At 69.5% G+C, this 25977-nt stretch carries 21 protein-coding genes and 1 tRNA gene; all 22 read right to left on the reverse strand.

The window, feature by feature from the left end; translation table 11 throughout:
* Nucleotides 1-119: 119 nt before the first annotated feature.
* The gene (locus GV155_RS16460) at nucleotides 120-3989 is read right to left on the reverse strand and encodes a DNA-directed RNA polymerase subunit beta' (protein WP_160009707.1); all 3870 of its coding nucleotides are present in this window, start codon (nucleotides 3987-3989) and stop codon (nucleotides 120-122) included.
* Nucleotides 3990-4083: 94 nt separating this feature from the next.
* Nucleotides 4084-7581, reverse strand: coding sequence for a DNA-directed RNA polymerase subunit beta (rpoB, locus tag GV155_RS16465; RefSeq protein ID WP_160009709.1), 3498 nt, complete (start codon nucleotides 7579-7581; stop codon nucleotides 4084-4086).
* A 254-nt stretch (nucleotides 7582-7835) separates the two neighbouring features.
* Nucleotides 7836-8636, reverse strand: coding sequence for a J domain-containing protein (locus GV155_RS16470; protein ID WP_160009711.1), 801 nt, complete (start codon nucleotides 8634-8636; stop codon nucleotides 7836-7838).
* On the reverse strand, nucleotides 8633-9361 hold the full coding sequence (locus GV155_RS16475; protein WP_160009713.1) for a hypothetical protein: 729 nt from the start codon (nucleotides 9359-9361) through the stop codon (nucleotides 8633-8635). The genes GV155_RS16470 and GV155_RS16475 overlap by 4 nt, the downstream gene beginning before the upstream one ends.
* Nucleotides 9362-9372: 11 nt before the next feature.
* Nucleotides 9373-10662: an MCE family protein gene (locus GV155_RS16480; protein WP_160009715.1), complete on the reverse strand. Its 1290-nt coding sequence runs from the start codon at nucleotides 10660-10662 to the stop codon at nucleotides 9373-9375.
* A complete protein-coding gene (locus GV155_RS16485; protein WP_160009717.1) occupies nucleotides 10659-12323 on the reverse strand; it encodes an MCE family protein in 1665 nt (554 codons plus the stop codon). The genes GV155_RS16480 and GV155_RS16485 overlap by 4 nt, the downstream gene beginning before the upstream one ends.
* Nucleotides 12320-13495: an MCE family protein gene (locus tag GV155_RS16490; protein ID WP_201300211.1), complete on the reverse strand. Its 1176-nt coding sequence runs from the start codon at nucleotides 13493-13495 to the stop codon at nucleotides 12320-12322. The genes GV155_RS16485 and GV155_RS16490 overlap by 4 nt, the downstream gene beginning before the upstream one ends.
* Complete coding sequence (locus GV155_RS16495; protein WP_160009719.1) at nucleotides 13495-14484, reverse strand: MCE family protein; 990 nt, start codon at nucleotides 14482-14484, stop codon at nucleotides 13495-13497. The genes GV155_RS16490 and GV155_RS16495 overlap by 1 nt, the downstream gene beginning before the upstream one ends.
* A complete protein-coding gene (locus GV155_RS16500) occupies nucleotides 14481-15548 on the reverse strand; it encodes an MCE family protein (RefSeq protein WP_160009721.1) in 1068 nt (355 codons plus the stop codon). The genes GV155_RS16495 and GV155_RS16500 overlap by 4 nt, the downstream gene beginning before the upstream one ends.
* On the reverse strand, nucleotides 15545-16834 hold the full coding sequence (locus tag GV155_RS16505; RefSeq protein WP_160009723.1) for an MCE family protein: 1290 nt from the start codon (nucleotides 16832-16834) through the stop codon (nucleotides 15545-15547). Before GV155_RS16505 ends, GV155_RS16500 begins: the two co-directional genes overlap by 4 nt.
* Nucleotides 16834-17661 carry an MlaE family ABC transporter permease gene (locus tag GV155_RS16510; RefSeq protein WP_160009725.1) on the reverse strand — a complete coding sequence of 276 codons (828 nt, stop codon included), beginning with the start codon at nucleotides 17659-17661 and terminating at the stop codon, nucleotides 16834-16836. Before GV155_RS16510 ends, GV155_RS16505 begins: the two co-directional genes overlap by 1 nt.
* Before the next feature lie 4 nt (nucleotides 17662-17665).
* Entirely contained in the window at nucleotides 17666-18451 is a 786-nt protein-coding gene (locus GV155_RS16515; RefSeq protein WP_160009727.1) for an MlaE family ABC transporter permease, read from the reverse strand.
* A gap of 3 nt (nucleotides 18452-18454) precedes the next feature.
* Nucleotides 18455-19408: an ABC transporter ATP-binding protein gene (locus tag GV155_RS16520; protein WP_160009729.1), complete on the reverse strand. Its 954-nt coding sequence runs from the start codon at nucleotides 19406-19408 to the stop codon at nucleotides 18455-18457.
* Nucleotides 19409-19832: 424 nt separating this feature from the next.
* A complete protein-coding gene (gene rplL / locus GV155_RS16525; protein WP_160009732.1) occupies nucleotides 19833-20216 on the reverse strand; it encodes a 50S ribosomal protein L7/L12 in 384 nt (127 codons plus the stop codon).
* Between the two features lie 81 nt (nucleotides 20217-20297).
* Nucleotides 20298-20951 carry a 50S ribosomal protein L10 gene (gene rplJ, locus GV155_RS16530; RefSeq protein WP_160009734.1) on the reverse strand — a complete coding sequence of 218 codons (654 nt, stop codon included), beginning with the start codon at nucleotides 20949-20951 and terminating at the stop codon, nucleotides 20298-20300.
* Between the two features lie 295 nt (nucleotides 20952-21246).
* Entirely contained in the window at nucleotides 21247-21969 is a 723-nt protein-coding gene (gene rplA, locus GV155_RS16535; protein ID WP_160009736.1) for a 50S ribosomal protein L1, read from the reverse strand.
* 80 nt (nucleotides 21970-22049) lie between these two features.
* Nucleotides 22050-22481, reverse strand: a complete 432-nt coding sequence (gene rplK / locus GV155_RS16540; RefSeq protein ID WP_160009738.1) for a 50S ribosomal protein L11 — start codon at nucleotides 22479-22481, stop codon at nucleotides 22050-22052.
* A gap of 109 nt (nucleotides 22482-22590) precedes the next feature.
* Entirely contained in the window at nucleotides 22591-23451 is an 861-nt protein-coding gene (gene nusG, locus GV155_RS16545; protein WP_442938870.1) for a transcription termination/antitermination protein NusG, read from the reverse strand.
* 43 nt (nucleotides 23452-23494) lie between these two features.
* Complete coding sequence (secE, locus tag GV155_RS16550; protein WP_160009742.1) at nucleotides 23495-23755, reverse strand: preprotein translocase subunit SecE; 261 nt, start codon at nucleotides 23753-23755, stop codon at nucleotides 23495-23497.
* 68 nt (nucleotides 23756-23823) lie between these two features.
* Nucleotides 23824-23896, reverse strand: a tRNA-Trp gene (locus GV155_RS16555).
* Nucleotides 23897-24023: 127 nt separating this feature from the next.
* Nucleotides 24024-24479: a universal stress protein gene (locus tag GV155_RS16560; protein ID WP_160009744.1), complete on the reverse strand. Its 456-nt coding sequence runs from the start codon at nucleotides 24477-24479 to the stop codon at nucleotides 24024-24026.
* 3 nt (nucleotides 24480-24482) lie between these two features.
* On the reverse strand, nucleotides 24483-25916 hold the full coding sequence (locus tag GV155_RS16565; protein ID WP_160009746.1) for an APC family permease: 1434 nt from the start codon (nucleotides 25914-25916) through the stop codon (nucleotides 24483-24485).
* Nucleotides 25917-25977 lie beyond the last annotated feature (61 nt).

Consider the following 25977-nt stretch of genomic DNA (forward strand, 5'->3'; position numbering starts at 1 on the left):
TGTCCGCGAGCGTCATCTCGGCGGGACGCAGCGGACCCCCGCCACCCTGGTGCGGGTGACGGGGGTCCGGGTGCTGCGGTCGTGCTGGTCGTGCGGGTCGTGCGGGTGCTGCGGGACTGCTAGTTCTGGTACGACCCGAAGTCGAAGTCGTCCAGGGCGACGGCCTGGCCGTTGCCCCCGAACTCGTAGTCGTAGCTGTCGTAGCCGGTGACCGAGTAGGCCGCGGCGCGGGCCTCCTCGGTGGGCTCGACGCGCACGTTGCGGTAGCGCTCGAGACCGGTACCGGCGGGGATCAGCTTGCCGATGATGACGTTCTCCTTCAGACCGCGCAGCGAGTCCGAGCGGCCGTGGATCGCCGCGTCGGTCAGGACGCGGGTCGTCTCCTGGAAGGAGGCGGCCGAGAGCCACGACTCGGTGGCCAGCGAGGCCTTCGTGATGCCCATCAGCACCGGTCGACCCGAGGCCGGCTTGCCGCCCTCGGAGACGACGCGACGGTTCTCCTCCTCGAAGATGACGCGGTCGGTGAGGTCGGAGGGCAGCAGGTTGGTGTCCCCCGACTCGATGACCGTGACGCGACGCAGCATCTGGCGCACGATGATCTCGATGTGCTTGTCGTGGATCGACACGCCCTGCGAGCGGTACACCTGCTGCACCTCGTGCACCAGGTGCTCCTGCGCCTTGCGCACACCCAGGATCCGCAGCATGTCCTGCGGGTCGGGCGTGCCGAGGATGATCATCTGACCGACCTCGACGCGACCGCCGTCCTCGACGAGCAGGCGCGAACGCTTCGACACGGGGTACTCCTGCACCTCCGAGCCGTCGTCGGGGGTGATGACCACCTTGCGCGACTTGTCGGTCTCCTCGATCTCGACGCGGCCGGCGGCCTCGGCGATCGGCGAGCGACCCTTGGGCGAGCGGGCCTCGAAGAGCTCGACCACGCGGGGCAGACCCTGCGTGATGTCCTCGGCCGAGGCCACACCACCGGTGTGGAAGGTACGCATGGTCAGCTGCGTGCCCGGCTCACCGATCGACTGGGCCGCGATGATGCCGACGGCCTCGCCGATGTCGACGAGCTTGCCGGTGGCCAGCGAGCGGCCGTAGCACTTGGCGCAGGTGCCGGTACGGGCGTCGCAGGTCAGCACGGAGCGGACCTTGACCTGCTCGATGCCGGCGCCGATGAGCTCGCCGATCTTCACGTCGCCCAGGTCGCCGCCGGCCTCGACCAGCACGGCGCCGGTCTCGGGGTGGGTGACCTCGATCGCCGCGGACCGGGCGTACGCCGCGGTCTCGGCGTTCTCGTGCTTGACCACGTTGCCGTCGTCGAGACGCTCACCGATCACCTTGGGCAGACCGCGCTCGGTGCCGCAGTCGTCCTCGCGGATGATCACGTCCTGCGAGACGTCGACGAGTCGACGCGTCAGGTAGCCCGAGTCGGCCGTGCGCAGCGCCGTGTCGGCCATGCCCTTGCGGGCACCGTGGGTGGAGATGAAGTACTCCAGCACGGACAGGCCCTCGCGGAAGTTCGCCTTGATCGGCCGCGGGATGATCTCGCCCTTGGGGTTGGCCACCAGGCCACGCATGGCGCCGACCTGACGGATCTGGTTCATGTTTCCCGAGGCACCCGAGTCGATCATCATGAAGATCGGGTTGGTGCGGTCGTAGGCGTTCTCCATCGCCTCACCGACCTTGCGCGAGGCCTCGGTCCAGATCTCGATGAGCTCCTGACGGCGCTCGTCGTCGGTGACCAAGCCGCGCTCGTACTGCTTCTGCACCTTGGCGGCGTCGGCCTCGAACGAGGCCAGGATCTCCGCCTTGTCGGCCGGCTGCGTGACGTCGTCGATGGAGACGGTGACCCCGGACTGGGTCGCCCAGGTGAAGCCGGCCTCCTTCAGCGCGTCGAGCGAGGCGGCGACCTCGACCTTGGAGTAGCGCTCGGCGAGGTCGTTGACGATCGCGCCGAGGGCCTTCTTGCCCACCTCGTAGTTCACGAAGGGGTAGTCGGCCGGGAGCGTGTCGTTGAACAGCGCGCGGCCCAGCGTGGTCTCGAGGGTCATCGAGCGGACGGCGTCGGGGTCGGCGCCCTCCTCCAGCGGCGGGACGATGTCGTCGAAACGGATCTTGACGACGCTCTGCAGGCTGATCGCGCCCTGGTCGAAGGCCATGATCGCCTCGGCCGGGCTCGCGAACGCCCGGCCCTCGCCCGGCTGACCGTCACGGTCGGTGGTGAGGAAGAACAGGCCGATGATCATGTCCTGGGTAGGCATGGTCACCGGACGGCCGTCCGAGGGCTTGAGGATGTTGTTCGTCGACAGCATCAGGATCCGGGCCTCGGCCTGGGCCTCGGCCGACAGCGGCAGGTGCACCGCCATCTGGTCACCGTCGAAGTCGGCGTTGAACGCGGTGCAGACCAGGGGGTGGATCTGGATGGCCTTGCCCTCGATCAGCTGCGGCTCGAAGGCCTGGATGCCGAGGCGGTGCAGCGTGGGCGCCCGGTTCAGCAGGACCGGGTGCTCGGTGATGACCTCCTCGAGCACGTCCCAGACGACCGGGCGCGAGCGCTCGACCATCCGCTTGGCGGACTTGATGTTCTGCGCGTGGGAGAGGTCCACGAGGCGCTTCATCACGAAGGGCTTGAAGAGCTCGAGGGCCATCTGCTTGGGCAGGCCGCACTGGTGGAGCTTCAGCTGCGGGCCCGAGACGATGACCGAACGACCGGAGTAGTCCACGCGCTTGCCGAGCAGGTTCTGGCGGAAGCGCCCCTGCTTGCCCTTGAGCATGTCGGACAGCGACTTCAGCGGCCGGTTGCCCGGGCCGGTGACCGGACGACCGCGGCGACCGTTGTCGAACAGCGAGTCGACGGCCTCCTGGAGCATCCGCTTCTCGTTGTTGACGATGATCTCGGGCGCGCCGAGGTCGAGCAGGCGCTTGAGACGGTTGTTGCGGTTGATCACGCGGCGGTACAGGTCGTTGAGGTCGGAGGTCGCGAAGCGGCCACCGTCCAGCTGCACCATCGGACGCAGGTCCGGCGGGATGACCGGCACGGCGTCGAGGACCATGCCCTCGGGCTTGTTGCCGGTCTTGCGGAACGCGTCGACCACCTTGAGGCGCTTGAGCGCACGCACCTTGCGCTGGCCCTTGCCGTTGGCGATGGTGTCGCGCAGCGACTCCACCTCGGCCTCGATGTCGAAGTTCTGCAGGCGCTTCTGGATCGCCGTGGCGCCCATGAAGCCCTCGAAGTACTTGCCGAACCAGTTCTTCATCTCGCGGTAGAGCATCTCGTCGCCCATGAGGTCCTGGATCTTCAGCGACTTGAAGGTGTTCCAGACCTCGTCGAGGCGCGCGATCTCGTTCTCCGAGCGCTTGCGCAGCTGCGCCATCTCGCGCTCGGCGCCGTCCTTGACCTTGCGGCGCTGGTCGGCCTTGGCCCCCTCGGCCTCCAGGGCCGCGAGGTCCTCCTCGAGCTTGCGGGCGCGGTCCTCGATCATGCCGTCGCGACGCTTCTCGAGCCGCTCGCGCTCGAGGCCGACCTTGCCCTCGAGCTCGGACAGGTCGCGGTGCCGCGCGTCCTCGTCGACGGAGGTGATCATGTAGGCCGCGAAGTAGATGACCTTCTCGAGGTCCTTCGGGGCCAGGTCGAGCAGGTAGCCCAGGCGGCTCGGGACACCCTTGAAGTACCAGATGTGGGTCACGGGAGCGGCGAGCTCGATGTGGCCCATCCGCTCGCGACGCACCTTGGAGCGGGTCACCTCGACGCCGCAGCGCTCGCAGATGATGCCCTTGAAGCGCACGCGCTTGTACTTGCCGCAGTAGCACTCCCAGTCCCGGGTGGGACCGAAGATCTTCTCGCAGAAGAGGCCGTCACGCTCGGGCTTGAGCGTGCGGTAGTTGATGGTCTCAGGCTTCTTGACCTCACCGTGGCTCCAGCCGCGGATGTCTTCCGCGGTGGCAAGGCCGATCTGGAGCTGGTCGAAGAAGTTCACGTCGAGCACGATGGCTGCAACCCTTCAGTTGTTCTTGAGAAAAAGCTGGGTGGGGGGCGTCAGGCCGCGTCCGCCGGCCGCGAGGGCCGGCGGACGCGGGCCGTCACACCTCTTCGACCGTGTTGGGCTCGCGCCGGGAGAGGTCGATGCCGAGCTCCTCGGCTGCACGGAAGACGTCGTCCTCCGCGTCGCGCATCTCGATGGCCGTGCCGTCCTGGGACAGCACCTCCACGTTGAGGCACAGCGACTGCATCTCCTTGACGAGCACCTTGAACGACTCGGGGATGCCCGAGTCCGGGATGTTCTCGCCCTTGACGATGGCCTCGTAGACCTTCACGCGACCGGGCACGTCGTCGGACTTGATCGTCAGCAGCTCCTGCAGGGCGTACGCGGCGCCGTACGCCTCCATCGCCCAGACCTCCATCTCGCCGAACCGCTGGCCGCCGAACTGGGCCTTACCGCCCAGGGGCTGCTGCGTGATCATCGAGTACGGGCCCGTCGAGCGCGCGTGGATCTTGTCGTCGACGAGGTGGTGGAGCTTCAGGATGTACATGTAGCCCACCGAGACCGGGTCCGCGAACGGCTCGCCGGAGCGGCCGTCGAACAGGTCGGCCTTGCCGGTCTCGTTGATCATCCGCACACCGTCGCGGTTCGGGGTGGTCGACCCGAGCAGCCCGGTGATCTCGTCCTCGCGCGCACCGTCGAAGACCGGGGTGGCGACCTTCGAGTTGCCCGGGGCCTGGGCGGCGTTGATCCGCGTCAGGCGCTGCTTCCAGTCGGCGTCGGCGGGGTCGTCGGACAGGTTGAGGTCCCAGCCCTGCTTGGCCAGCCAGCCCAGGTGCAGCTCGAGGATCTGGCCGACGTTCATCCGGCGCGGGACGCCGAGCGGGTTCAGCACGACGTCGACCGGGGTGCCGTCCTCCATGAACGGCATGTCCTCGACCGGCAGGATCTTGGCGATGACGCCCTTGTTGCCGTGGCGCCCGGCGAGCTTGTCGCCGACCGAGATCTTGCGCTTCTGCGCGACGTAGACGCGGACCAGCTGGTTCACGCCCGGGGGCAGCTCGTCGCCCTCCTCGCGGTCGAAGACCCGGACGCCGATGACGGTGCCGGACTCGCCGTGGGGGACCTTCATCGAGGTGTCGCGCACCTCGCGCGCCTTCTCACCGAAGATCGCGCGGAGCAGGCGCTCCTCGGGGGTGAGCTCGGTCTCGCCCTTGGGCGTGACCTTGCCGACCAGGATGTCCCCGGTCGTGACCTCGGCGCCGATGCGGATGATGCCGCGCTCGTCGAGGTCGGCCAGACCCTCCTCGGAGACGTTCGGGATGTCCCGGGTGATCTCCTCGGGGCCCAGCTTGGTGTCGCGGGCGTCGACCTCGTGCTCCTCGATGTGGATCGAGGTGAGGACGTCCTCCTGCACCAGGCGCTGGGAGAGGATGATCGCGTCCTCGTAGTTGTGGCCCTGCCACGGCATGAACGCGACCAGCAGGTTCGTGCCCAGCGCCATCTCGGCGTCGTCGGTGCACGGGCCGTCGGCCACGGGGGTGCCGAACTCGAGGCGGTCGCCCTCGGCCACCAGGGGGCGCTGGTTGATGCAGGTGCCCTGGTTGGAGCGCTTGAACTTCGAGAGCCGGTAGCTGGAGTACGTGCCGTCGTCGTTGAGGGTCTCGACCAGGTCGGCCGAGACCTCCTTGACCACGCCGGGCTTGAGCGCGGTGACGACGTCGCCGGCGTCGACCGCGGCGCGGAACTCGATGCCGGTGCCGACGATCGGGCTGTCGCTGCGGATCAGCGGGACGGCCTGACGCTGCATGTTGGCGCCCATGAGCGCACGGTTGGCGTCGTCGTGCTCGAGGAACGGGATCAGCGCGGTCGCGACCGACACCATCTGGCGCGGCGAGACGTCCATGTAGTCGACCTCGCCGGCCAGCAGCTCGGAGACCTCGCCGTCGCGCTGGCGGACCAGCACGCGCTCATTGGTGAAGGTGCCGTTCTCGTCGATGGCCGCGTTGGCCTGCGCGATGACGAAGTGGTCCTCGTCGTCGGCGGTCAGGTAGTCGATCTGGTCGGTGACCCGACCCTCGACGACCTTGCGGTACGGCGTCTCGACGAAGCCGAACGGGTTGATCCGACCGAAGGAGGCCAGCGACCCGATCAGGCCGATGTTCGGGCCCTCCGGGGTCTCGATCGGGCACATCCGGCCGTAGTGGCTGTGGTGGACGTCGCGGACCTCCATGCCGGCGCGGTCGCGCGAGAGACCACCGGGGCCGAGCGCGGAGAGGCGACGCTTGTGCGTCAGGCCGGCGATCGGGTTGGTCTGGTCCATGAACTGGCTGAGCTGCGAGGTCCCGAAGAACTCCTTCAGCGCGGCCACGACCGGACGGATGTTGATCAGCGACTGCGGCGTGATGGCCTCGACGTCCTGGGTGGTCATCCGCTCGCGGACCACGCGCTCCATGCGGGCCAGGCCCGTACGGAGCTGGTTCTGGATGAGCTCGCCGACGGTGCGCATCCGGCGGTTGCCGAAGTGGTCGATGTCGTCGGAGGCGATCTCCCAGGTGCCCTGGGGGGCCTCGACGTCGGCCTTGCCGTCGTGCAGCGCCACGATGTAGCGGATGGTGTTGACGACGTCGCTGATGGTCAGCGTCTGCTTGTCGAAGGCCTCGACCAGGCCGAGCTTCTTGTTGATCTTGTAGCGACCGACCTTGGCCAGGTCGTAGCGCTTGGGGTTGAAGTAGTAGTTCTTCAACAGCGTCAGCGCGGCCTCACGGGTGGGCGGCTCGCCCGGGCGCAGCTTGCGGTAGATGTCGAGCAGCGCGTCGTCGGGACCCTGGGTGTGGTCCTTCTCCTCGGTCAGCTGGATCGACTCGTACCCGCGCAGCTCGGCCATCACGGCCTCGTAGTCGTACTCCTCGCCGGTGTCCTCGGCGACGGCCTGCAGGGCCTTGAGCAGGACGGTGACGTTCTGCTTGCGCTTGCGGTCCAGGCGCACCCCGACGAGGTCGCGCTTGTCGATCTCGAACTCGAGCCAGGCGCCGCGCGAGGGGATCAGGCGCGAGGTGTAGATGTCCTTGTCGGACGTCTTGTCGGCAGACCGCTCGAAGTAGACGCCCGGGCTGCGGACGAGCTGGGAGACGACGACGCGCTCGGTGCCGTTGATGACGAAGGTGCCCTTGTCGGTCATCAGGGGGAAGTCGCCCATGAAGACCGTCTGGCCCTTGATCTCACCGGTGTCGTTGTTGGTGAACTCCGCCGACACGTAGAGGGGCGCGGAGTAGGTGAAGTCCTTCTCCTTGCACTCGTCCACGGTGTACTTGGGGTCGTAGAAGACCGGGTTCTCGAACGAGAGCGACATCGTCTCGGAGAAGTCCTCGATCGGCGAGATCTCCTCGAAGATCTCCTGGAGCCCCGACTTGCGGGACGAGTCCTGGCCCTCGGCCAGGCGCTGCTCGACGCGGGCGTCCCAGGCCTCGTTGCCGATCAGCCAGTCGAAGCTGTCGGTCTGCAGGGCCAGGAGCTGCGGGAGCTCGAGCGGCTCGTCGATCTTCGCGAACGAGATGCGACGGGGGTGGGAGGAAGCGGTGGTGCTGCGCGCGGCCAAGAGGAGTCCTTCGAGAGGGTCGTCGGTTGGCGGCGCCGACCGACCACTGCTCCGGTCATCCGGACAGAGCGGAGAGCATCTGAGGGCAGGCGCAATGCGCCACGATACATCCCCCAGCGGCGCGTGACAAGACGGTCCGCGCCTGACCCCGGGGCGTGGGCCGATCATGCTCCCCCTCCGGGCTGCAGGTCAAGCACCTGAGGGGCGGGTCGTGGACGGACCGGGGGCCGCGGGGCGGGGCGGGGCGGGGGGCGCTACTCCGGGGCGGGCGTGGTCTGCAGCCGGTCCACGAGCCAGCCGTCGTCGTCGCGGACCATCGTGACGGTGACCTGGTCGCGGTAGACCACGGGCTCGGTGACCTGCTTGTTCGTGGTCGGCCGGTTGACGAAGAGGAGGACCTCGACGGCGTCCGGGGAGGTGCGCACCACCGAGGAGGCGATGACCTCGGCGCGGACGACGGCCTCGGTGCGCGGGGCGTTGTCGGAGATCACCGTGAAGAGCTGGGTGTACTCCTCCTGGTAGTCCTCGGTCAGGTACGACCGGGCCGCCTCGGCGTCCTCGTCGAGCTCGCGGTAGTCGTAGGACAGCACCGGGACGATCGCCTGCTCGGCCGCGGACTGGGCGGCGCCCACGTCGTCGGGGTCGACGTGCGGGCGGAACCACACCACGGCGGCCAGGACCACCAGCGCCAGCGTCACCACGCCGGCCACCGCGAGCAGCAGCACCGGCAGCCGCCGTCCGGACCGGCCGGCCGGGCTCTTCTCCCCCGTGGCCGACGTCTTCTCATCCGTCACCGGGCGGTCGTCGGACCGCGGCGCGACCGGGGCCGGCACCACGACCGGCTCCGGGGCCGGCTCGGGCTCCTCGGCGGGCAACGTGGCGTCGTAGGCCCGGCGCCGGTCGGCGTCGAGGAGCACCTCGGCGGCCTCGTTGGCGGAGCGGAACCTGCGGTCGGAGGGGTCGAGGTCGGCGATGCTGCGACGCCAGGCGGCGCGCACCTCGTCCGGCGTGGCGTCGCGCTCGACGCCGAGGACGTCGTACCAGGTGGGGCTCATCGGGCTCCCCCGCCGTTGCCGCCGCCGCTGCCGTTGCCGCCGCCGTTGCCGCCGCCGTTGCCGCCGTTGCCGCCGCCGCCCGGGATCTCGGTCGGCACCTCGGAGGGCACCGGCTGCGGTGCCTCGGAGGCCTCGCCGGTCACCGGCACGAAGTCGTCGACCAGCCACTGACCGCCGGTGCGCACCAGCGCCACCTCGACCCGGAACGGCGCCGGCTCGTCCTCGACGCGCTCGGCGTCCTGGACGTCGGCGCCGCGCCCGGCGCTCGCCGGGTAGGAGTTGATGAAGGACCCGGCGACCAGCACCCGGGCGGAGTCGGTGTCCAGGGAGCTGACACCGGTGGCGAAGACCTCAGTGGTCCGTGCCAGGCCCGCGCCGGAGACGGTCTGCTCGGCGGCGACCACGCCCTGCTCGAAGGAGGCCTGGAACTTCGGCGAGATCACCTCTTCGACCCCGGTGCGGTAGTCGGGCATCGTCCCGTTCTCGGCGAGCAGGTCGGGACCGTAGGTGTTGATCCGCAGCATGAACTGGCGGGCCTGGCTCATCACGACCTCGCGCTCGGCCTGGCTCGGGTCGTCCCCGGACACCAGGGCCCCGGCCCGCTCGGTCAACGAGCCGTCGGCCCCGCTGGTGCGCTGGGTGAAGGCGACCGCGAGCACCGCCAGCGCCAGCACGAGGAGCAGCACGAGAACGCCGAGGACGAGCCCACGAGCGCGGGCGGGCACCTGCCGCGCCGTCACTCCCGACCCGAGGCCAGGGGCTGGAGGTACAACCACTTCCACGAGTCCTTTCCGAGTGATCTCGGAGCCACGCTACCCGGCTCGCCGGCCTCGAGCGCGGCAGCGTCGACGTCCCAGTCGACCTGCTCGGTCTCGGGGTCGTACGACGCCACGACCTGCTCCTCGTAGCTGGCCGGGGCGCGCGGGATGTTCTGCGCACCGCGGGCGTTGCTCTCGGCCGCGGGCTCGGTGCAGCGGGCCTCGGTGTTCAGCGGCAGGTCGGCACGCTCGAACGGCGTGCGCTTGTTCGTCCCCTCGTACCCGCGGGTGCAGACCGGCTGGTCGGTGATGATCAGCCCGAAGTGGGCGTCCATCAGACCGGTGTCGGGGCTGCGGGACACGACGGTCAGCCCGCCCTCGACCACGTACGGGTAGAGGATCAGCAGCTGCTCGATGCCGTCGAGGCGCTGCACGACGACCTCGCCCGTGGTGACCAGCCGGTTGAGCAGCTGGCCGAGCTCGACCCGGTTGTCCTCGATCAGGCCGCGCAGCTGCAGCGCGGTGCCCGAGCCGGTGTCGATGATCTGGCGCAGGTCGCCGTCGGCGTCGACCAGCGTGTCGCTGACCAGCTCCAGGTCGTTGGAGAAGCTCCGGATGGCCGACTCCGAGTCCACCTGGGTCTGGAGCACGGTGTTGCCGTCGCGCAGCAGCCGCTGGGTGGTCTCGAAGTTCGCGTCCGCGGTCTCCAGGAAGGAGCTGCCGGAGTCGATGATGCGCTGCAGGTCAGGCCCGGTGCCGGCGAAGGCCGTGCCGAGCTCGAGCACGGTCGTGCGCAGCGCCTTGCGGTCCACCGACCCGACGGTGGTGGAGATGCTCTCCAGGAGGGTCTCGGTGGCCACCGGGGTCCGGGTGTCGTCCATGGCGATCTCGGAGTCCTCGGCGAGGTACGGCTCCTCGTCGCTCTGCGGCTGGAGCTCGACGTACTGCTCACCGACCGCGGACCGGTTGCCGACCACGGCGAGGCTGTCGGCGGGGATGTCGTCGTAGTCCTTCTCGATCGAGAGGTAGGCGTCGACACCGCCCTCGACCAGCTCGAGCTTCTCGACGCTCCCGACGCCGACGCCGCGGTAGGTGACCTCGCCGGCGGCGAAGGTGCCGCCGGACTCCGCGAGGTGGGCCACCACGGTGTAGGTGTCGTCGTAGAAGATCCGGTCCAGCCGGGCGTAGCGGGCCCCGACGAACGAGACCCCGACCATCGTGATGATCGCGAACACGATCAGCTGCATCTTCGTGCGGCGCGTGATCACTGGGTCACCATCCCGGGGACGAGGAGCGTGGTCAGGGCGGGGTCGTAGACCTCGACCAGCTGGGCGAGGGTCGGGCCGGACGTCGTGGCCGGGGCGGTACGGGTGGGGCCGAACGCGGCCCGGTTGCCCAGGACGCCGCCGAGCAGGCCGCCGCCGTTGCCGCCGCCACCGCCGCCGCCGAGGAGGCCGCCGCCGCCCAGGAGGCCGCCGCCGCCGTTGCCCCCGTTGCCGCCGCCCAGGAGGCCACCGCCACCGCCGCCGAGCAGGTCAGGCAGACCACCGAGGAGGTCGTCGAGGACCCCGGGGAGCAGGTCGCCGTTCTGGTCGCAGAACGGCAGGTCGAGACCGGTCGTGCCGGAGACCGCGTCGCAGATGTCGGAGAGCAGGTTGGTGCAGGCCTCCGGGAGCTGCTCGTTCAGGCCGTTGGCCACGCAGTCCTGCACGACGTCGTTCAACGCCTCGCAGGCTCCCTCGGGGTCGAGCTGCTTGAGGGCTTGCGCCAGGGCCTTCTCGAGCGCGTCGCCGAGCGGCAGGTTCGGCTGGTTCTCCTGGATCTGCTCCAAGATCGGGCCCAACGCCTCACCGAGCTGCTGGGAGCCGTCCCCGATGATGTTGCAGGGGATGCCGGGGATGTCCGGCGGGTCGGTCAACGGGTCGCTGAGGTCGAGGTCGAGCTCGATCGAGAGGTTGGTGTAGTCGCCCATGTGCAGGTTGCGGGCGACCTGCGGGTCGCGCCCGACGACCTCGTCCACGAACGGGTAGGTCAGGAACACGTTGAAGGCGTTGACGAAGTCGTCGCCGGAGTTCGCGAGCTGCGTGAGCACCGGCTGGAGGTTCTCCAGCGTCTCGATGGTCACGGCCTTGGAGCGGCGGATGACCCCGACCCCGACGTCGCCGAGGTCCTCGAGCGCGGTCAGCATCCGGACCAGGTCGTCGCGCTGGCGGTCGATCGAGTCCAGGGCGCTGGGCAGCTGCTCGAGGGCGTTGTCGATGCTGGGCTGCTGGTCGCGCACGGCCAGCGAGAGCTCGTTGAGCTTCTCGATCGCGGTGACGATGTCGGCCTTGTTGGCGTCGAGCTGGCCCATGAAGGAGTCCAGCTGCTGGAGCAGCTGCTTGGTGGTGCCCTCCCGGCCCTCGAGGGTCTTGTTCAGCTCGACGGTGATCGTCTTGAGCTGGCCCACGCCGCCGCCGTTGAGGATCAGGCTGAGCGCGCCCAGCACCTCCTCGACCTCGGGGTTGCGCCCGGTGCGCGAGAGCGGGATGTCCTCGCCGTCCTCGAGCTCGCCGCTGGCGCCGGCCGGCGGCGGCGCGAGCTCGACGAACTTCTCGCCGAGCAGGCTGGTCTGGCGGATCTCGGCCACGGCGTTGTCGGGCAGGTCGAGGTCGTTGCGCAGCACGAGGTCGACCTCGGCGCTGAAGCCCTTCAGTCGCACGTCGCTGACCTGGCCGACGTTGACGTCGTTGACCTTGACCGTCGACTTGGGGACCAGGTCGAGCACGTCGCGGAAGGCGACGGTCACCGTGATCGGGTCGTCGCCGACGTCGGCGCCACCGGGCAGGGGCAGCTCGTAGACGTCGAAGTCGGCGCCGCCGCAGCCGGTCAGCAGCAGTGTGCCGGCCAGGCCGAGCGCCACGCGCCGCAGGATCCGTCGGGTGCTCATCGGGTGCCCTCCACCAGTCCGCCGAGGCTCGGGTCGAAGCGCTCGCCGTAGGACGTACCGGTCCCGGCCCCGAGGAACGGGGCACGGTTGTTGCCCTGCTGGAGGATGTCGTCGACCAGCAGCTCGATCGCGTCGCAGGCCCCGCCGTTCGTGGGGTCGTTGGGCTCCACCAGGCCGCACAGGAACCGGCTGGGGTCGCTGAGGATCTGCTCCGGGAGCATCCCGAGGTTGGCGTTGGTGTCGAGCGTGCCGGCCTCGGGGTTGTAGGTCAGGGCGAGGTTGTTCAGCGCCACCGGGGCCACCTCGAGCACCTCGTCGAGCGCGGCCCGCCGGTCCGAGAGGATCTTCGCCACGTCGTTCAGCCCGGCGATGTCCTCGGTGAGGATGTCGCGGTTGTCGCGGACGAACCGACCGACCTCGGTCAGCGCGGTGGCCAGGTTGGACAGCGCGGCGCGCAGCTCCTCCCGCTCACCGGACAGCACCGAGGAGACCTGCGCCAGGGACTGGTTGAAGTCCCGGACGGTCTGGTCGTTGTCGGCCAGGGTCTCGACGAACTGACCGAGCTCCGCGGTGGCACCGAAGAGCTCCTCCTTGTTGTCGTCCAGCGTGGTGGTCAGGGTGCTGAAGTCGCGGATGGTCTGGTTGAACGACTCCCCCTGACCGGCGAAGTTGTCCGCGGTCGACTCGAGCAGGTCGGTCAGCGCCCCGTTCGCGTTGGCCCCGTCGGGGCCGAGGGCGACCGAGAGGTCGTTGAGGCTGGAGTAGATCTGGTCCAGCTCGATCGGCACCGACGTGCGGTCCAGCCCGAGCTCGGCGCCGTCGGCCAGCGTCTCGGTGCTGGCACCCTCACGCCCGTACGGCGGGGTGAGCTGCACGAACCGGTCCCCCACGATCGAGGGCGCCACGATCACCGCGGTCGCATCGGCCGGGATGTCGGTCGCGGAGTCGTAGCTCATCTCGACGCGGACGGCGGTCCCCTCGGGGGTGACGGTGTCGACGGTGCCGACGGGCACCCCGAGCACGCGCACGTCGCTGCCCTCGTAGACCGAGATGGCCCGGGGGAACAGCGCGGTGACGCTCTTGCGGTCGTCCCCGTCGAGCATCACCAGCGCACCGGCGAGCACGAGGGCGACCACGACCAGGGGCCCGACGGCCCTCTTCAGCGCGTTCATCAGTTGCCCCCGACCGGGAGGCCGTTGCCGAGGTCCGGCACCGGCGGGATGTTCTCGATGTAGGTGTCGAACCAGGGTCCGTTGCCGAGGGTGTTGGCGAAGACCCGGTAGAAGGGCGCCATCAGTCGCAGGCTCTCGTCGAGGTTCTCACCGTTGGCGTTCAGCACGTCGAGCACCTCGTCCACCTCACGCAGCGCCGGCTCCAGGTCGGCCCGGGTCTGGCGCACCAGCAGGGTCAGCTCCTCCGAGAGCGTCGAGGTCGAGACCAGCAGGGCGTTGATCTGCTCGCGGCGGGCCACCAGGGCCCGGAAGAGCACGTCGGCGTCGCGCATCAGCGCGATGATGTCCTCGTCCCGCTCGTCGAGCACGGAGGAGAACCGCTCCAGGTTCACCAGCAGCGACTGGATCTGGTCGTCGCGGGCGGCGATGTTCGACGACAGCCGCGACACCCCGTCCAATGCGCCGCGGAACTCCTCGGGCGTGTTGCGGGTGAGGTCGGCCAGCGTCGTCAGCGACGCGGCGAGCTGCTCGGTGTCGACGTCGTCCACGGTCTCCGACAGGCCCTCGAACGCCTCCACCACGTCGTACGGCGAGGAGGTGCGCTCCAGCGGGATCTCGGCGCCCTCGTCGAGCTGGCCCTCGCCGCTGGGCTGGAGGGCCAGGAACATGTCGCCGAGCAGGGTCTTGACCTTGATCGCAGCACCGGTGTCGGTGCCGAACGCCGAGTCGGTCTTGATGGTGAAGGTGGCCTTGACGCGGCCCTCCTCGACGACCAGCTCGTCGACCTGGCCGACGCGGACACCGGCGATGCGGACCTCGTCACCGGGCTCGAGGCCGCCGGCCTCGGAGAAGGAGGCGTAGTAGGTGTCGCCGCCGCCGATCAGGGGCAGGTCCTGGGCGCGGAAGCCCGCGACCAGCAGGCCCGCCACGGCGGTCAGGCTGATCGCCCCGATGATGACGGGGTTGCGCTCGCGGAACGGGGTGCTCATCCGAGGTCACACCTCTCGGCGTTGGTGCTGTACTCGAGGGGCAGCGACTGGGGCAGGTCGATCGGCAGGCCACCGAGCTCGTCGACGACCGGCAGGTCGATGCGGCCCTTGAAGTCGCAGAGGTAGAAGTTGAACCAGGACCCGTACGTCGCGGTCCGGCCGATCTTGTTCAGCTTGATCGGCAGCACCTTCATCGCCCGGTCCAGCTCGCCCTTGTTCTCGTTGATGTTGCCGGCGAAGCGGCGCAGCTGCGAGACGTCCTGGACCAGCGGGGGCCGGATGCCCTTCACCAGCCCGGCGGTCTCGACCGAGAGCTCCGAGATGCCGTCGAGCGAGCCGAGGATGGCCTCGCGGTCGTCCTTCAGCCCGCCCACGAGGCGGCGGAAGGACAGGATCAGGTCGCTGAGCTGCTCGTCGCGGTCGGCGAGGTGGTCGAGGACGAAGTCCAGGTTCTCCAGCAGCTGGCCGATCACCTCGTCGCGGTCGGCCAGGGTGCTGGTGACCGACGCGGTGTGGCCCAGCAGGCTCTCCAGCGTCCCGCCCTCGCCCTGGAAGACCTGCACGATCTCGTACGACAGCTGGTTGATGTCCTCGGGCGAGAGCGCCTTGAACAGCGGCTTGAAGCCGTTGAACAGCACCGTGAGGTCGAGCGCGGGCGCGGTGCGCGAGACCGGGATGGTGTCGCCGGGCTCGAGCCGGACGTCGTCGCCGATCTCCTCGGTGAGCGAGATGTAGCGCTGGCCGACCAGGTTGCGGTAGCGGATCGTGGCGAACGTGCGGCCGGTCATCGGGACGTCGGTGGAGACGTCGAAGGAGACCAGCGCGAGGTCCCGGTCGACCACCGTCACGTCGGCGACGGTGCCGACCTTCACGCCGGCGACGCGGACGTCGTCGCCCTTGACCACGCCGGTGGCGTCGGAGAAGACCGCCCGGTAGTCCTCGCGCTCGCCGAAGGAGATGTTGCCGATCAGGATCACCAGGACCCCGGTGAGGAGGCTGGTGACCAGCACGAAGGTGATCAGCCGGACGAAGTCCTTGCTGGTCTTGGCGTCGAAGAGCTTCACCGCAGCCCCACCTTCGCGCCGCGCGCCATCGGCGCGACCAGCAGCGGCCCGAGGTCCGGGACGTCGGTGGTCGGCACGCCCATGCCGGGCGCGAGCAGGCCCTTGAGCACGTCGGACTCCTCACGGCTGCCGGCGAAGCCCATGCCGTCGCGCAGCCAGTAGCTCGGAGCGACGCGGGTGGTGCCCTTGCCGGTGGGCTCGTCCACGCCGTCGTCGAAGTTCGGGATGTCGTCGAAGGGGTTCGCCTGGGACCCCGGGGGGTTCGGCAGGTTCAGGCAGTCGGGTCCGCGCTTGTCCCCCAGCCGGGGCTGGTCGGCGGCGGTGTAGCCGCGCGGCTGGTTGGGGATCGTCTCCAGCACGATGTGCAGGGTGAAGTTGCGGAACGCCTCGGCCTGGCCCTTGCCGGCGTTGACGACGCCGCCGAGCAGGCAGGGGAACTCCGGCGAGTACTTCGCCAGCACCCGGAAGGACGCCGCGCCCAGCTCGCCGGAGCGGACCAGGTTGTCGCCGTTGTCGCGCAGGAAGGTCCGGGTCGTGTCGGAGAACGAGGCCACGTCGTTGAACAGCGCCTGGAGCTTGGCCTCGCGGTCCTCGAGCGTCCCGGTGGTGATCACGGTGTTGTCCAGGATGGTGCCCAGCTCGGGCAGCACGTCGGCGTAGATGTCGGAGGTCTGCGAGGCCAGCCGGAGGTCCTCGACGAGCAGCGGGATCTCCGGGTTGATCTTGCGCAGGTACGCCTCGGTGACCTCGATCGTCTCCCCCACCTGCTCGCCCCGGCCCTCGAGGGCCGTGGACAGGGCGTTCAGCGTCATGTTCAGCTCGGCCGGCTGCACGGTGCGCAGCAGCGGGTAGAGGTCGTTGAGGACCTCCTCCACCTCGGTGGCCACCGCGGTCTGCTCGACGGTGTCGGCGGCGGTGATGTGCTCCGACGACGGCTCGGGGGGCACGACGAGCGAGACGTACTTCTCGCCGAAGAGCGTCTTGGGCAGGATCGCGCCGGTGACGTTCTCGGGGATGATGTCGACCTGGTCGGGGTAGAGGCCGAGGGTCACCTCGGCGCCGTCCTCGGTGGGCTCGAAGTCGAGCACCTCCCCCACGATCACGCCGCGGATCTTCACGTCGGCACGCTCGGGCAGCTGCAGCCCGATCTTGGAGGTCTGCAGGGCGACCTCCTCGTAGGTGACGAACTGCTTGGAGAAGATCCCGTACGTCAGGTACGCCGCCGCCAGCAGCAGGAGAAGGAAGGCGACGCCGAGCGTCTTGTACATCGCGAGCAGCTTGGTCATCAGCCGGCCAGCCTCACGGTCGTGGTGGTGCCCCAGATGGCCATGGACAGGAACAGGTCGATCACGTTGACGGCCACGATGCTGGTCCGCACGGCGCGGCCGACCGCGACGCCCACACCTGCGGGCCCGCCGCCGGCGGTGTAGCCGTGGTAGCAGTGGATCAGGATCACCACGACGGCGAACACCAGGACCTTGCCGAAGGACCACAGCACGTCGCCGGGCGGCAGGAACTGGTTGAAGTAGTAGTCGTAGGTGCCCGCGCTCTGGCCGTAGAACTGCGTGACGGTGAGCCGGGTGGCGAAGTACGAGGACAGCAGACCCACGACGTAGAGCGGGATGATCGCGATCAGCCCGCCGACGATGCGGGTGGTGACCAGGAACGGCATCGAGGGGATCGCCATCACCTCGAGGGCGTCGACCTCCTCGGAGATCCGCATCGCGCCGAGCTGGGCGGTGAAGCCGCAGCCCACCGTGGCGGCCAGGGCGATGCCGGCGACCAGCGGGGCGATCTCGCGGGTGTTGAAGTAGGCCGACACGAAGCCCGCGAACGGCGCGGTGCCGATCTGGTCGAGCGCGGCGTACCCCGAGAGACCCACCTGGGCACCGGTGAAGAAGGTCATCGCCGCGATGACGCCGACGGTGCCGCCGATGACGGCCAGCGCCCCGGAGCCGAGGGTGACCTCGGCCAGGATCCTCAGGATCTCCTTCGGGTAGCGCTTGACCGACCGAGGGGTCGCGGCCAGGGCGCGCAGGTAGAACGACAGCTGCTCGCCCATGGTGTCCAGCGACGACAGCGGTCGCTGGTAGACGGATCGGATCCCGGCCATCTGATCAGCCCGTCTTCGGTGGGATGACTTGGAGGTAGATGGCGCTGATGATGAAGTTCACGATGAACAGCAGCACGAAGGTGATGACCACCGACTCGTTCACGGCGTCACCCACGCCCTTGGGCCCGCCGCCGGCGTTGATCCCCTTGTACGCGGCCACGATCGCCGCGATCAGCCCGAAGATCAGGGCCTTGACCAGGCCCACCCACAGGTCGGGCAGCTGCGCCAGCGCGGTGAAGCTGGCGATGTAGGCACCGGGCGTGCCGCCCTGCAGGCCGACGTTGAAGACGTAGCCGCCGGCCACGCCCACCACGCTGACCATGCCGTTGAGGAACACCGCGACGAGCATGCAGCCCAGGACGCGGGGCACGACGAGGCGCTGGATCGGGTCGATGCCCAGCACCATCATCGCGTCGAGCTCCTCGCGGATCTTGCGCGCCCCGAGGTCGGCGGCGATCGCCGACCCGCCGGCACCTGCGATCAGCAGTGCGGTCGCGATCGGGGCGGCCTGCTGCACCACCGCCAGCACCGACGCCGAGCCCGTGAAGGACTGCGCGCCGAACTGCCGGATCAGCCCACCCACCTGCAGCGCGATCACCGCACCGAAGGGGATGGCGACCAGGGCGGTCGGCACGATCGTCACCGACGCCACGAACCAGGCCTGCTGGATGAACTCGCGGGTCTGGAACGGGCGACGGAACAGGGCCCGTCCCACGTCGAGCGCGAAGGCGAAGAGGGTCCCGGCCGCCCCGACGGGCTTGAGGAACCTCGCGCTGGTCAGCGACGACACCGATCAGGCCCCCGTGGTCATGGACATGTTGTCGTCGAAGGACCCCGGGGGCGGGGTGACGCCGTTGTCGCGGCACCAGGCACCGGGCTCGCGCTGGCTGCGGCGCGGGATGCCGTTGGACGGCTCGAGCTGCATCGGGATCGGGGGCAGCGCCGGCAGCTCCTGGTCGGACTCGGCCGCCAGCTCGTCGGCGTCCTTCTCCTCCGACATGCCGATCGGGCCGACCTTCTGCGCGTTCAGGAACTGGCGCACGACCGGCTCCTCGGAGCTCAGCAGCATCTCGCGGGGGCCGAACATGGCCAGGTGCTTGTGGTAGAGCAGGCCGATGTTGTCCGGCACCGTCCGGGCGGTGTTGATGTCGTGGGTGACGATCAGGAACGTGGCGTCGATCTGGGCGTTGAGGTCGACGATCAGCTGGTTCAGGAACGACGTGCGCACCGGGTCCAGCCCCGAGTCGGGCTCGTCGAAGAGGACGATCTCGGGGTCGAGCACGAGCGCCCGGGCCAGGCCGGCGCGCTTGCGCATCCCGCCCGAGATCTCTCCGGGCAGCTTGTCCTCGGTGCCGAGGAGACCGACGAGGTCGAGCTTCTCCATGACCACGTCGCGGACCTCGGACTCGGACTTCTTCGTGTGCTCGCGCAGCGGGAAGGCGATGTTGTCGTAGAGGTTCATCGAGCCGAACATCGCGCCGTCCTGGAACAGGACGCCGAAGAGCTTGCGGATCTCGTAGAGCTCGCGCTCGGGGCAGCTGGCGATGTCGGTGCCCTCGATGATCACCGAGCCCCGGTCGGGCTTGAGCAGGCCGATCAGCGTCTTGAGGAACACCGACTTGCCCGTCCCCGACGGACCGAGCATCACGCAGATCTCGCCGGCCGGGATCGTGAGGGTCACGTCACCCCAGATCAGCTGCTTGCCGAACGACTTGGTCAGGTGCTCGACCTTGATCTCCACGCCCACTGCGTGTGCCTCCCTCGATCTCGTGGCCCCATGACCCGCGCCGGGTTGCCAGGCGCACGCCGTGCCACCGACTGGTAACAACGCCGGTGACCCGGCGAGGTTACGCGCTGGACTTGACGCACGTCACGTTTTTGCCGGCCTCCGGTGCACACTCGTGACCTGAGTCAGCGCCGGAGGCGTCAATCACCCCTCCGACCTGCACGGACGCCCCGACGACCGCCGACGACGTGACGCCGCTCACGTAGGTTACTCACGAGTCACCCCCTGCCCAGGCCGCTCCCGACCCCTGGACGACCCGACCTACGGGCGAGCAACGGGGCGTCCGGACGCACGACGGGGCGGGCACCGGTGAGGTGCCCGCCCCGTGGCGGTGTGCTGCTGTCGCAGCGTGGCCCGCCGAGGCGGGCCGGGTGTCAGGCGTGGGTCACTTGACGGTGACGGACGCGCCGGCGCCCTCGAGCTGCTCCTTGGCCTTCTGAGCAGCCTCCTTGGTGGTCTTCTCGATGATCGCCTTGGGGGCCGACTCCACGAGCTCCTTGGCCTCCTTCAGTCCGAGGGAGGTCAGGGCGCGCACCTCCTTGATGACGTTGATCTTCTTCTCGCCGGCAGCCTCGAGGATGACGTCGAACTCGTCCTGCTCGGCGGCCTCCTCCGCGCCACCACCGGCGGCGGGGGCGGCGGCGACGGCGACCGGAGCGGCCGCGGTGACGCCGAAGGTGTCCTCGAACTGCTTCACGAACTCGGAGAGCTCGATCAGCGTCATCTCCTTGAACGCGTCGAGCAGCTCGTCGGTGCTGAGCTTCGCCATGGTGGCGGTTCCTTCCAGTCGGTGGCCCGTGTCGGTCGACCCGGGCCGGGGGTTTGTCTTCGTCGGTGGTGAGCCGGGCCGTCAGGCCTCGGCGGTCTCGCCCTCGGCGGCGGGGGCGTCCTCGGCGGCCGCGGGGGCCACCTCGGTCTCCTCCGCGGTGTCGACGGGGGCCTCCTCGGCGGCAGCCGGCACGCCGGCACCACCAGCGAGGATCGAGGGGTCCTCCGCAGCCTTGGCCTGCAGCGCACCCGCGACGCGGGCGGCCTGGCTGAGGGGGGCCTGGAACAGGGCGGCGGCGTTGGTGAGCGACGCGAGCATCGCGCCGGCCATCTTGCCGAGCAGCACCTCGCGCGACTCGAGGTCGGCCAGCTTGGCCACCTCGGACGCGTCCAGCGCAGCACCGTCCAGGTACCCGCCCTTGATGATCAGGGCGGGGTGAGCCTTGGCGAAGTCACGCAGGCCCTTGGCGGCCTCGACCACGTCACCGTTGATGAAGGCGATGGCGGTCGGACCGACGAGCAGCTCGTCGAACCCGGCCATGCCGGCCTCAGCGGCGGCGATCTTGGTCAGCGTGTTCTTGACCACGGCGTAGGAGGCGTCCTCACCCAAGGCGCGCCGCAGGTCCTGCAGCTCCTTGACGGTGAGACCGCGGTAATCAGTCAGGACAGCGCCGGCGGACTCGTTGAAAGACTCGACGATCTCCGCCACGGCTGCCTGCTTGTCTGGCCGCGCCATGGGTCTCCTTCCGGTGGGCGACCACCGGGCGGGTCCTCAGATGCGAAACGCCCCGAGCGCAGGCTCGGGGCGTGGACTGGCGCGGCGGGCATCCGCTGCGGGTCTGGCGACGTGGCCTGCGCTGGACGTCCGCTGCTGCGGAACCTTCGGTCCTGCCACGGGGACAGGACGACCGGCGGTCTCTGGTTGCGAGAGGAACAGTACGCGGGGCGACCCCGCACACCAAATCGGCCCGGCCACCCGCGAGGGGCGACCGGGCCGAGGCCGTGCTGGTGGTGCTGGGTGGTGCGGTGGCTCAGACCTGCGGGGCGTCGTCGTCGCCGGCGACGTTGCGCACGCGGTTCGGGTCGACCTGGACGCCGGGGCCCATCGTGGTCGACAGCGTCACCTTGCGCACGTAGCGGCCCTTGGAGCTGGCCGGCTTGAGCCGCAGCACCTCCTCGAGGGCGGCGGCGTAGTTCTCCGCGAGCTGGGCCTCGTCGAAGGAGGCCTTGCCGATGATGAAGTGCAGGTTGGCGTGACGGTCCACGCGGAACTCGATCTTGCCGCCCTTGATGTCGGTCACGGCCTTGGCCGGGTCCGGGGTGACGGTGCCGGTCTTCGGGTTCGGCATCAGGCCACGGGGGCCGAGGACGCGGCCGAGGCGACCGACCTTGCCCATCATGTCCGGGGTGGCGACGACGGCGTCGAAGTCGAGGTAGCCGCCGGCCACCTTCTCGATCAGCTCGTCGGCGCCGACCTCGTCGGCGCCCGCGGCGCGGGCGGCCTCGGCCTTGTCACCGGCCGCGAACACCAGCACCTTGGCGGTCTTGCCGGTGCCGTGGGGCAGGTTGACGGTGCCGCGCACCATCTGGTCGGCCTTGCGGGGGTCGACCCCGAGGCGCATGACGACGTCGACGGTCTCGTCGAACTTCTTCTTGCTCGCGGTCTTGGCGATACCGATGGCCTTCAGGGGGCTGAAGACCTCGTCCCGGTCAAAGGACTCGGCCGCCGCGCGGTAGGTCTTGCTGCGCTGCATGTCTGGCTCTTCTCTTCTCGTTGTCGTCCAGGTGTGGTCGGCGGGCCAGCGCGGCCCTGCCACGGGGGTGGAGCGGTGGGTCAGTCGGTCGTGACGCCCATGGAACGGGCGGTGCCCTCGACGATCTTCATGGCGGCGTCGATGTCGTTGGCGTTCAGGTCCGGCAGCTTGGTCGTCGCGATCTCGCGCACCTGGTCCTTGGTCAGCTTGCCGACCTTCTCCTTGTGCGGGACGCCGGAGCCGCGCTGCAGGCCGGCGGCCTTCTTGATCAGCTCGGCGGCCGGCGGGGTCTTCGTGATGAAGGTGAAGGACCGGTCCTCGAAGATGGTGATCTCGACGGGGATCACGTTGCCGCGCATCGCCTCGGTCTGGGCGTTGTAGGCCTTGCAGAACTCCATGATGTTGACGCCGTGGGGGCCGAGCGCCGTACCGACCGGGGGCGCGGGGGTCGCGGCGCCGGCCTGCAGCTGCACCTTGACCAGCGCTGCGATCTTCTTCTTCTTGGGAGGCATGGTTTCTCTTTCTCTCTCGTGGTCATGACGAGGACTCGCGTCCTCTGCCACCTCGGGTGGTGCACGTCGTGCGCCGCGACCCGGGGCGTGGCCCGGGGCGCGGGGTGCCTCAGACCTTCTGGATCTGGCTGAAGCTCAGCTCGACCGGGGTCTCCCGGCCGAAGATCTCGACCAGCGCCTTGACGCGCTGGGACTCGGCGTTGATCTCGGTGATCGTCGCGTGCAGCGTGGCGAACGGACCGTCGACCACCATGACCGAGTCGCTGACGTCGAAGTCGGCGACCTCGACGGGGCGGGAGGACTTCGCAGCGCCGCCCTTGGACTTGTCGCCCTCGCCGGCGGCGGCCGCCGCGGCCTCGGCCTGGGCCACCACGGCGGGGGCGAGCATGTTCTCGACCTCGCTCATGCTCAGCGGCACGGGCTGGTGGCTGTGGCCCACGAAGCCGGTGACCGACGGCGTGTGGCGCACGGCGGACCAGGACTCGTCGGTCAGGTCCATGCGGACCAGGACGTAACCGGGCAGGACGGTGCGCTTGACCATCTTGCGCTGGCCGTTCTTGATCTCCGCGACCTCCTCGGTGGGGACCACGATCTCGTGGATGTAGTCCTCCATGTTCAAGGAGATGATGCGGTTCTCGAGGTTCTGGCGGACGCGGTTCTCCATGCCCGAGTAGGTGTGGACCACGAACCAGTCGCCCGGCTTGGCCCACAGCTCGCGGCGGAACTCCTCGAGGGGGTCGATCTCCTCGGGCTCGGCGTCCGCGTCGTCGACGGGGACCTCGTCGCCGTCGGCGAGGGCCTCCGCGCCGAGGGTGGCCTCGAGGTCGCCGTCCTCGGTGTGGTCGATCGGCTCGACGACCTCACCGGGCATCTCGACGGTCTCGACGAGTCCCTCGTTGCTGCTGTCCGTGAGGGCCTGGTCCTCGACCTGGTCCTCGACGTCCTGGTACTCCGACACTCGTTGCTCCATCATCAGGGGGTTCGTGGGGGCCGCGGCGGGCGCGGCCCTGGTCTCACTGCTCGGCGTTGCCGGTGAAGACCGCGAAGGCCAGCCGGCCGAACCCGAGGTCCAGGGCGGAGATCAGCGCCATCATCACGACGACGAAGACCATCACCACGAAGAAGTAGGTGACCAGCTGCTCCTGCGTCGGCCACACGACCTTGCGCAGCTCCGCGACGACCTGGCGGTAGAAGGTGACCAGGCTGGTGCGCTTGGGCTTGTCCTCGTCGGACCCGCCGTCACGCGACCCGCGCACGGTGTCGCTGTCCGCCACGTCGTCACACCTCTCGTCGTACGGCGACGACCCCCCTGGTCGGGGAGCCGGGCCGGCTTGGTTCTTCGCAGGGCACGAGGGACTTGAACCCCCAACCTTCGGTGTTGGAGACCGATGCTCTACCAGTTGAGCTAGTGCCCTTCGGTGGTCCCGGGCCCCGCGTCAGCGCCTCACGTGTCCTGCTGCGAGGGCGTGCCGCATCATGGCGACGGGTCCACCGTGGTGGAGTCTACGGGCAAGGGGAACGGTGCGTCCAAACGCACCGGGACTAGCCCTTGCGCGCGGAGCGCACCACCAGCACCGGGCAGGGCGCGTACTGCTGGACCCGCTGGGCGGTGCTGCCCAGCAGCACCGTGTCGGACAGGCCCCGCCCGCCGCTGGCGATGACCACCAGGCCGGCGTCGAGCTGCTTGGCGGCCTTGATGATCTCCTTGGCCGGGGAGCCGGAGCGCAGCCGGGTGTGGACCTGGGGCCCCCACCCGTCGAACTCGGCCGCGACCGTGGCCAGCGCGGCCTGCGCGGCCTCGCGGAAGCCCGACTCCTGCGCGACCGCCGTGCGCTGCTCGGCCTCGCTGACGTCGTCGGCGAAGGCCACCGCCGCGAACGGCCGGATCACCGCGACCACCGAGACGTCGGCGATCTTCGCGGGGTCGGCGAAGGACTTCAGCTTGCGGGCGGCGGCCAACGACTGCTTGCTGCCGTCGGTGGTGACGATGACGTGCATGGCTCAGGCTCCTCCGGTCGGGTCGGCGATGCTCGGCGGGGCGCCGGGCGGTCGGGTACGGCTGCCGAAGGCCTTCTCGGCGGCGAACAGCACGAGGCCGACGCCGATCAGGCCGCCGCACCACAGCAGCGAGGTCCAGTCGTCGACCACGACGTACACGGCGAGCACGACGTTGCCCACCAGGCCGACGGCCAGCAGCGGCGTCGGCGCCGTGAAGGTCGATCCGGAGCCGGTGTCGGGGTCCCCGCGCAGCTTGAGCGCGGAGACGATCACCAGGGCGTAGATGACCAGGAGCAGCAGCACGGTGACGTTGGCCAGCGTGGTGATGAGGTCGATGTCCAGGCCGAGCCGGGTGAGGACGTCACCGACGACGAGCAGGCCGACGACCACGACCGCCGACAGGATCAGCGCCACCCAGGGGCTGCGTCGCGTGGGGTGGACCTTGGCGAACACACCGGGCACGACGTCCTCGCGGGCCATGCCGTAGAGGATCCGCGACTGGGTGACCACCGCGACCAGGGTGGTGTTGGTGATGGCGACCATCGCGATGATCGCGAACAGCGTCACCGAGACCGGCAGCACGTCGGCCTTGACCACCTCGAGCAGGGAGGGCTCGCCGGCGTCGGAGGCGGCCGCGAGGGTCCCGGCGCCGACGACCAGCTCGGCGGTCATCGCGACCAGGACGTAGATGACGCCGGCGCAGATCATCCCGCCGACCAGGGCCTTGGGGAACGTCTTCGCGGGGTCGACGGTCTCCTCGGCCACGTTGGCGGCGTTCTCGAAGCCCGTCATCGCGAAGAAGGCCAGCGCCACCCCCGCCACGATCGCCCAGGTGACGCTGCCGTCGGTCGAGAACTCGGTCAGCCCGCCGAAGTCCGCGTCGCCGCGGGCCACGAAGACGACACCGATGGCCAGCACGATGACCAGGCCGGCGACCTCGACGACCGTCATCACCATGTTGATGACCACCGACTCGGTGATGCCGATGTAGTTGACGACCGCGAGCACCAGGATGAAGGCGACCGAGACCAGGAGCGCGGGCGGCAGCGTCCAGACCGAGTCGAAGTACGTCGCGAACCCGGTCGCCAGCGAACCGGCCGCGGCGAAGACCGCGCTGAGGGCGCAGATCGTGACCACGAAGGTCAGCGTGCGGTTCTTGAAGGCCTTGTTGACGTAGAGCGCGGCCCCCGCGGCCTGCGGGTACTTGGTGACCAGCTCGGCGTAGGCCAGCCCGGTGATCGTGGCGACGGTGACGCCGACGCCGAAGGCGATCCAGAACGCCCCGCCCACCACTGCGGCCACCGCACCGATCAGCACGTAGATGCCGGACCCGAGCACGTCGCCGAGCACGTAGAAGAAGAGCAGGCGCCCGGTGATCGACCTCTTGAGGTCGCTGTCACCGCCGGGTCCGGCACTGGTCGTGGGTTCTGCCGTCATACGTGCTCCCGGGTGCATCGAGTGGTCGGCGGTGATCCGTCATCCGACCGGTCCCACGCAC

The sequence above is a fragment of the Nocardioides sp. AX2bis genome, from assembly GCF_902506435.1.
Taxonomy (GTDB): domain Bacteria; phylum Actinomycetota; class Actinomycetes; order Propionibacteriales; family Nocardioidaceae; genus Nocardioides.

Bases quoted from the DNA above. Each gene is read 5' to 3' on its own strand.
- GV155_RS16470 (WP_160009711.1), bottom strand. From the start codon at position 8,636: ATGAGCCCCACCTGGTACGACGTCCTCGGCGTCGAGCGCGACGCCACG.
- GV155_RS16485 (WP_160009717.1), bottom strand. From the start codon at position 12,323: ATGAGCACCCGACGGATCCTGCGGCGCGTGGCGCTCGGCCTGGCCGGC.
- GV155_RS16490 (WP_201300211.1), bottom strand. From the start codon at position 13,495: ATGAACGCGCTGAAGAGGGCCGTCGGGCCCCTGGTCGTGGTCGCCCTC.
- GV155_RS16495 (WP_160009719.1), bottom strand. From the start codon at position 14,484: ATGAGCACCCCGTTCCGCGAGCGCAACCCCGTCATCATCGGGGCGATC.
- GV155_RS16505 (WP_160009723.1), bottom strand. From the start codon at position 16,834: ATGACCAAGCTGCTCGCGATGTACAAGACGCTCGGCGTCGCCTTCCTT.
- GV155_RS16510 (WP_160009725.1), bottom strand. From the start codon at position 17,661: ATGGCCGGGATCCGATCCGTCTACCAGCGACCGCTGTCGTCGCTGGAC.
- rplL (WP_160009732.1), bottom strand. From the start codon at position 20,216: ATGGCGAAGCTCAGCACCGACGAGCTGCTCGACGCGTTCAAGGAGATG.
- rplJ (WP_160009734.1), bottom strand. From the start codon at position 20,951: ATGGCGCGGCCAGACAAGCAGGCAGCCGTGGCGGAGATCGTCGAGTCT.
- rplA (WP_160009736.1), bottom strand. From the start codon at position 21,969: ATGCAGCGCAGCAAGACCTACCGCGCGGCGGCCGAGTCCTTTGACCGG.
- rplK (WP_160009738.1), bottom strand. From the start codon at position 22,481: ATGCCTCCCAAGAAGAAGAAGATCGCAGCGCTGGTCAAGGTGCAGCTG.
- nusG (WP_442938870.1), bottom strand. From the start codon at position 23,451: ATGGAGCAACGAGTGTCGGAGTACCAGGACGTCGAGGACCAGGTCGAG.
- GV155_RS16560 (WP_160009744.1), bottom strand. From the start codon at position 24,479: ATGCACGTCATCGTCACCACCGACGGCAGCAAGCAGTCGTTGGCCGCC.
- GV155_RS16565 (WP_160009746.1), bottom strand. From the start codon at position 25,916: ATGACGGCAGAACCCACGACCAGTGCCGGACCCGGCGGTGACAGCGAC.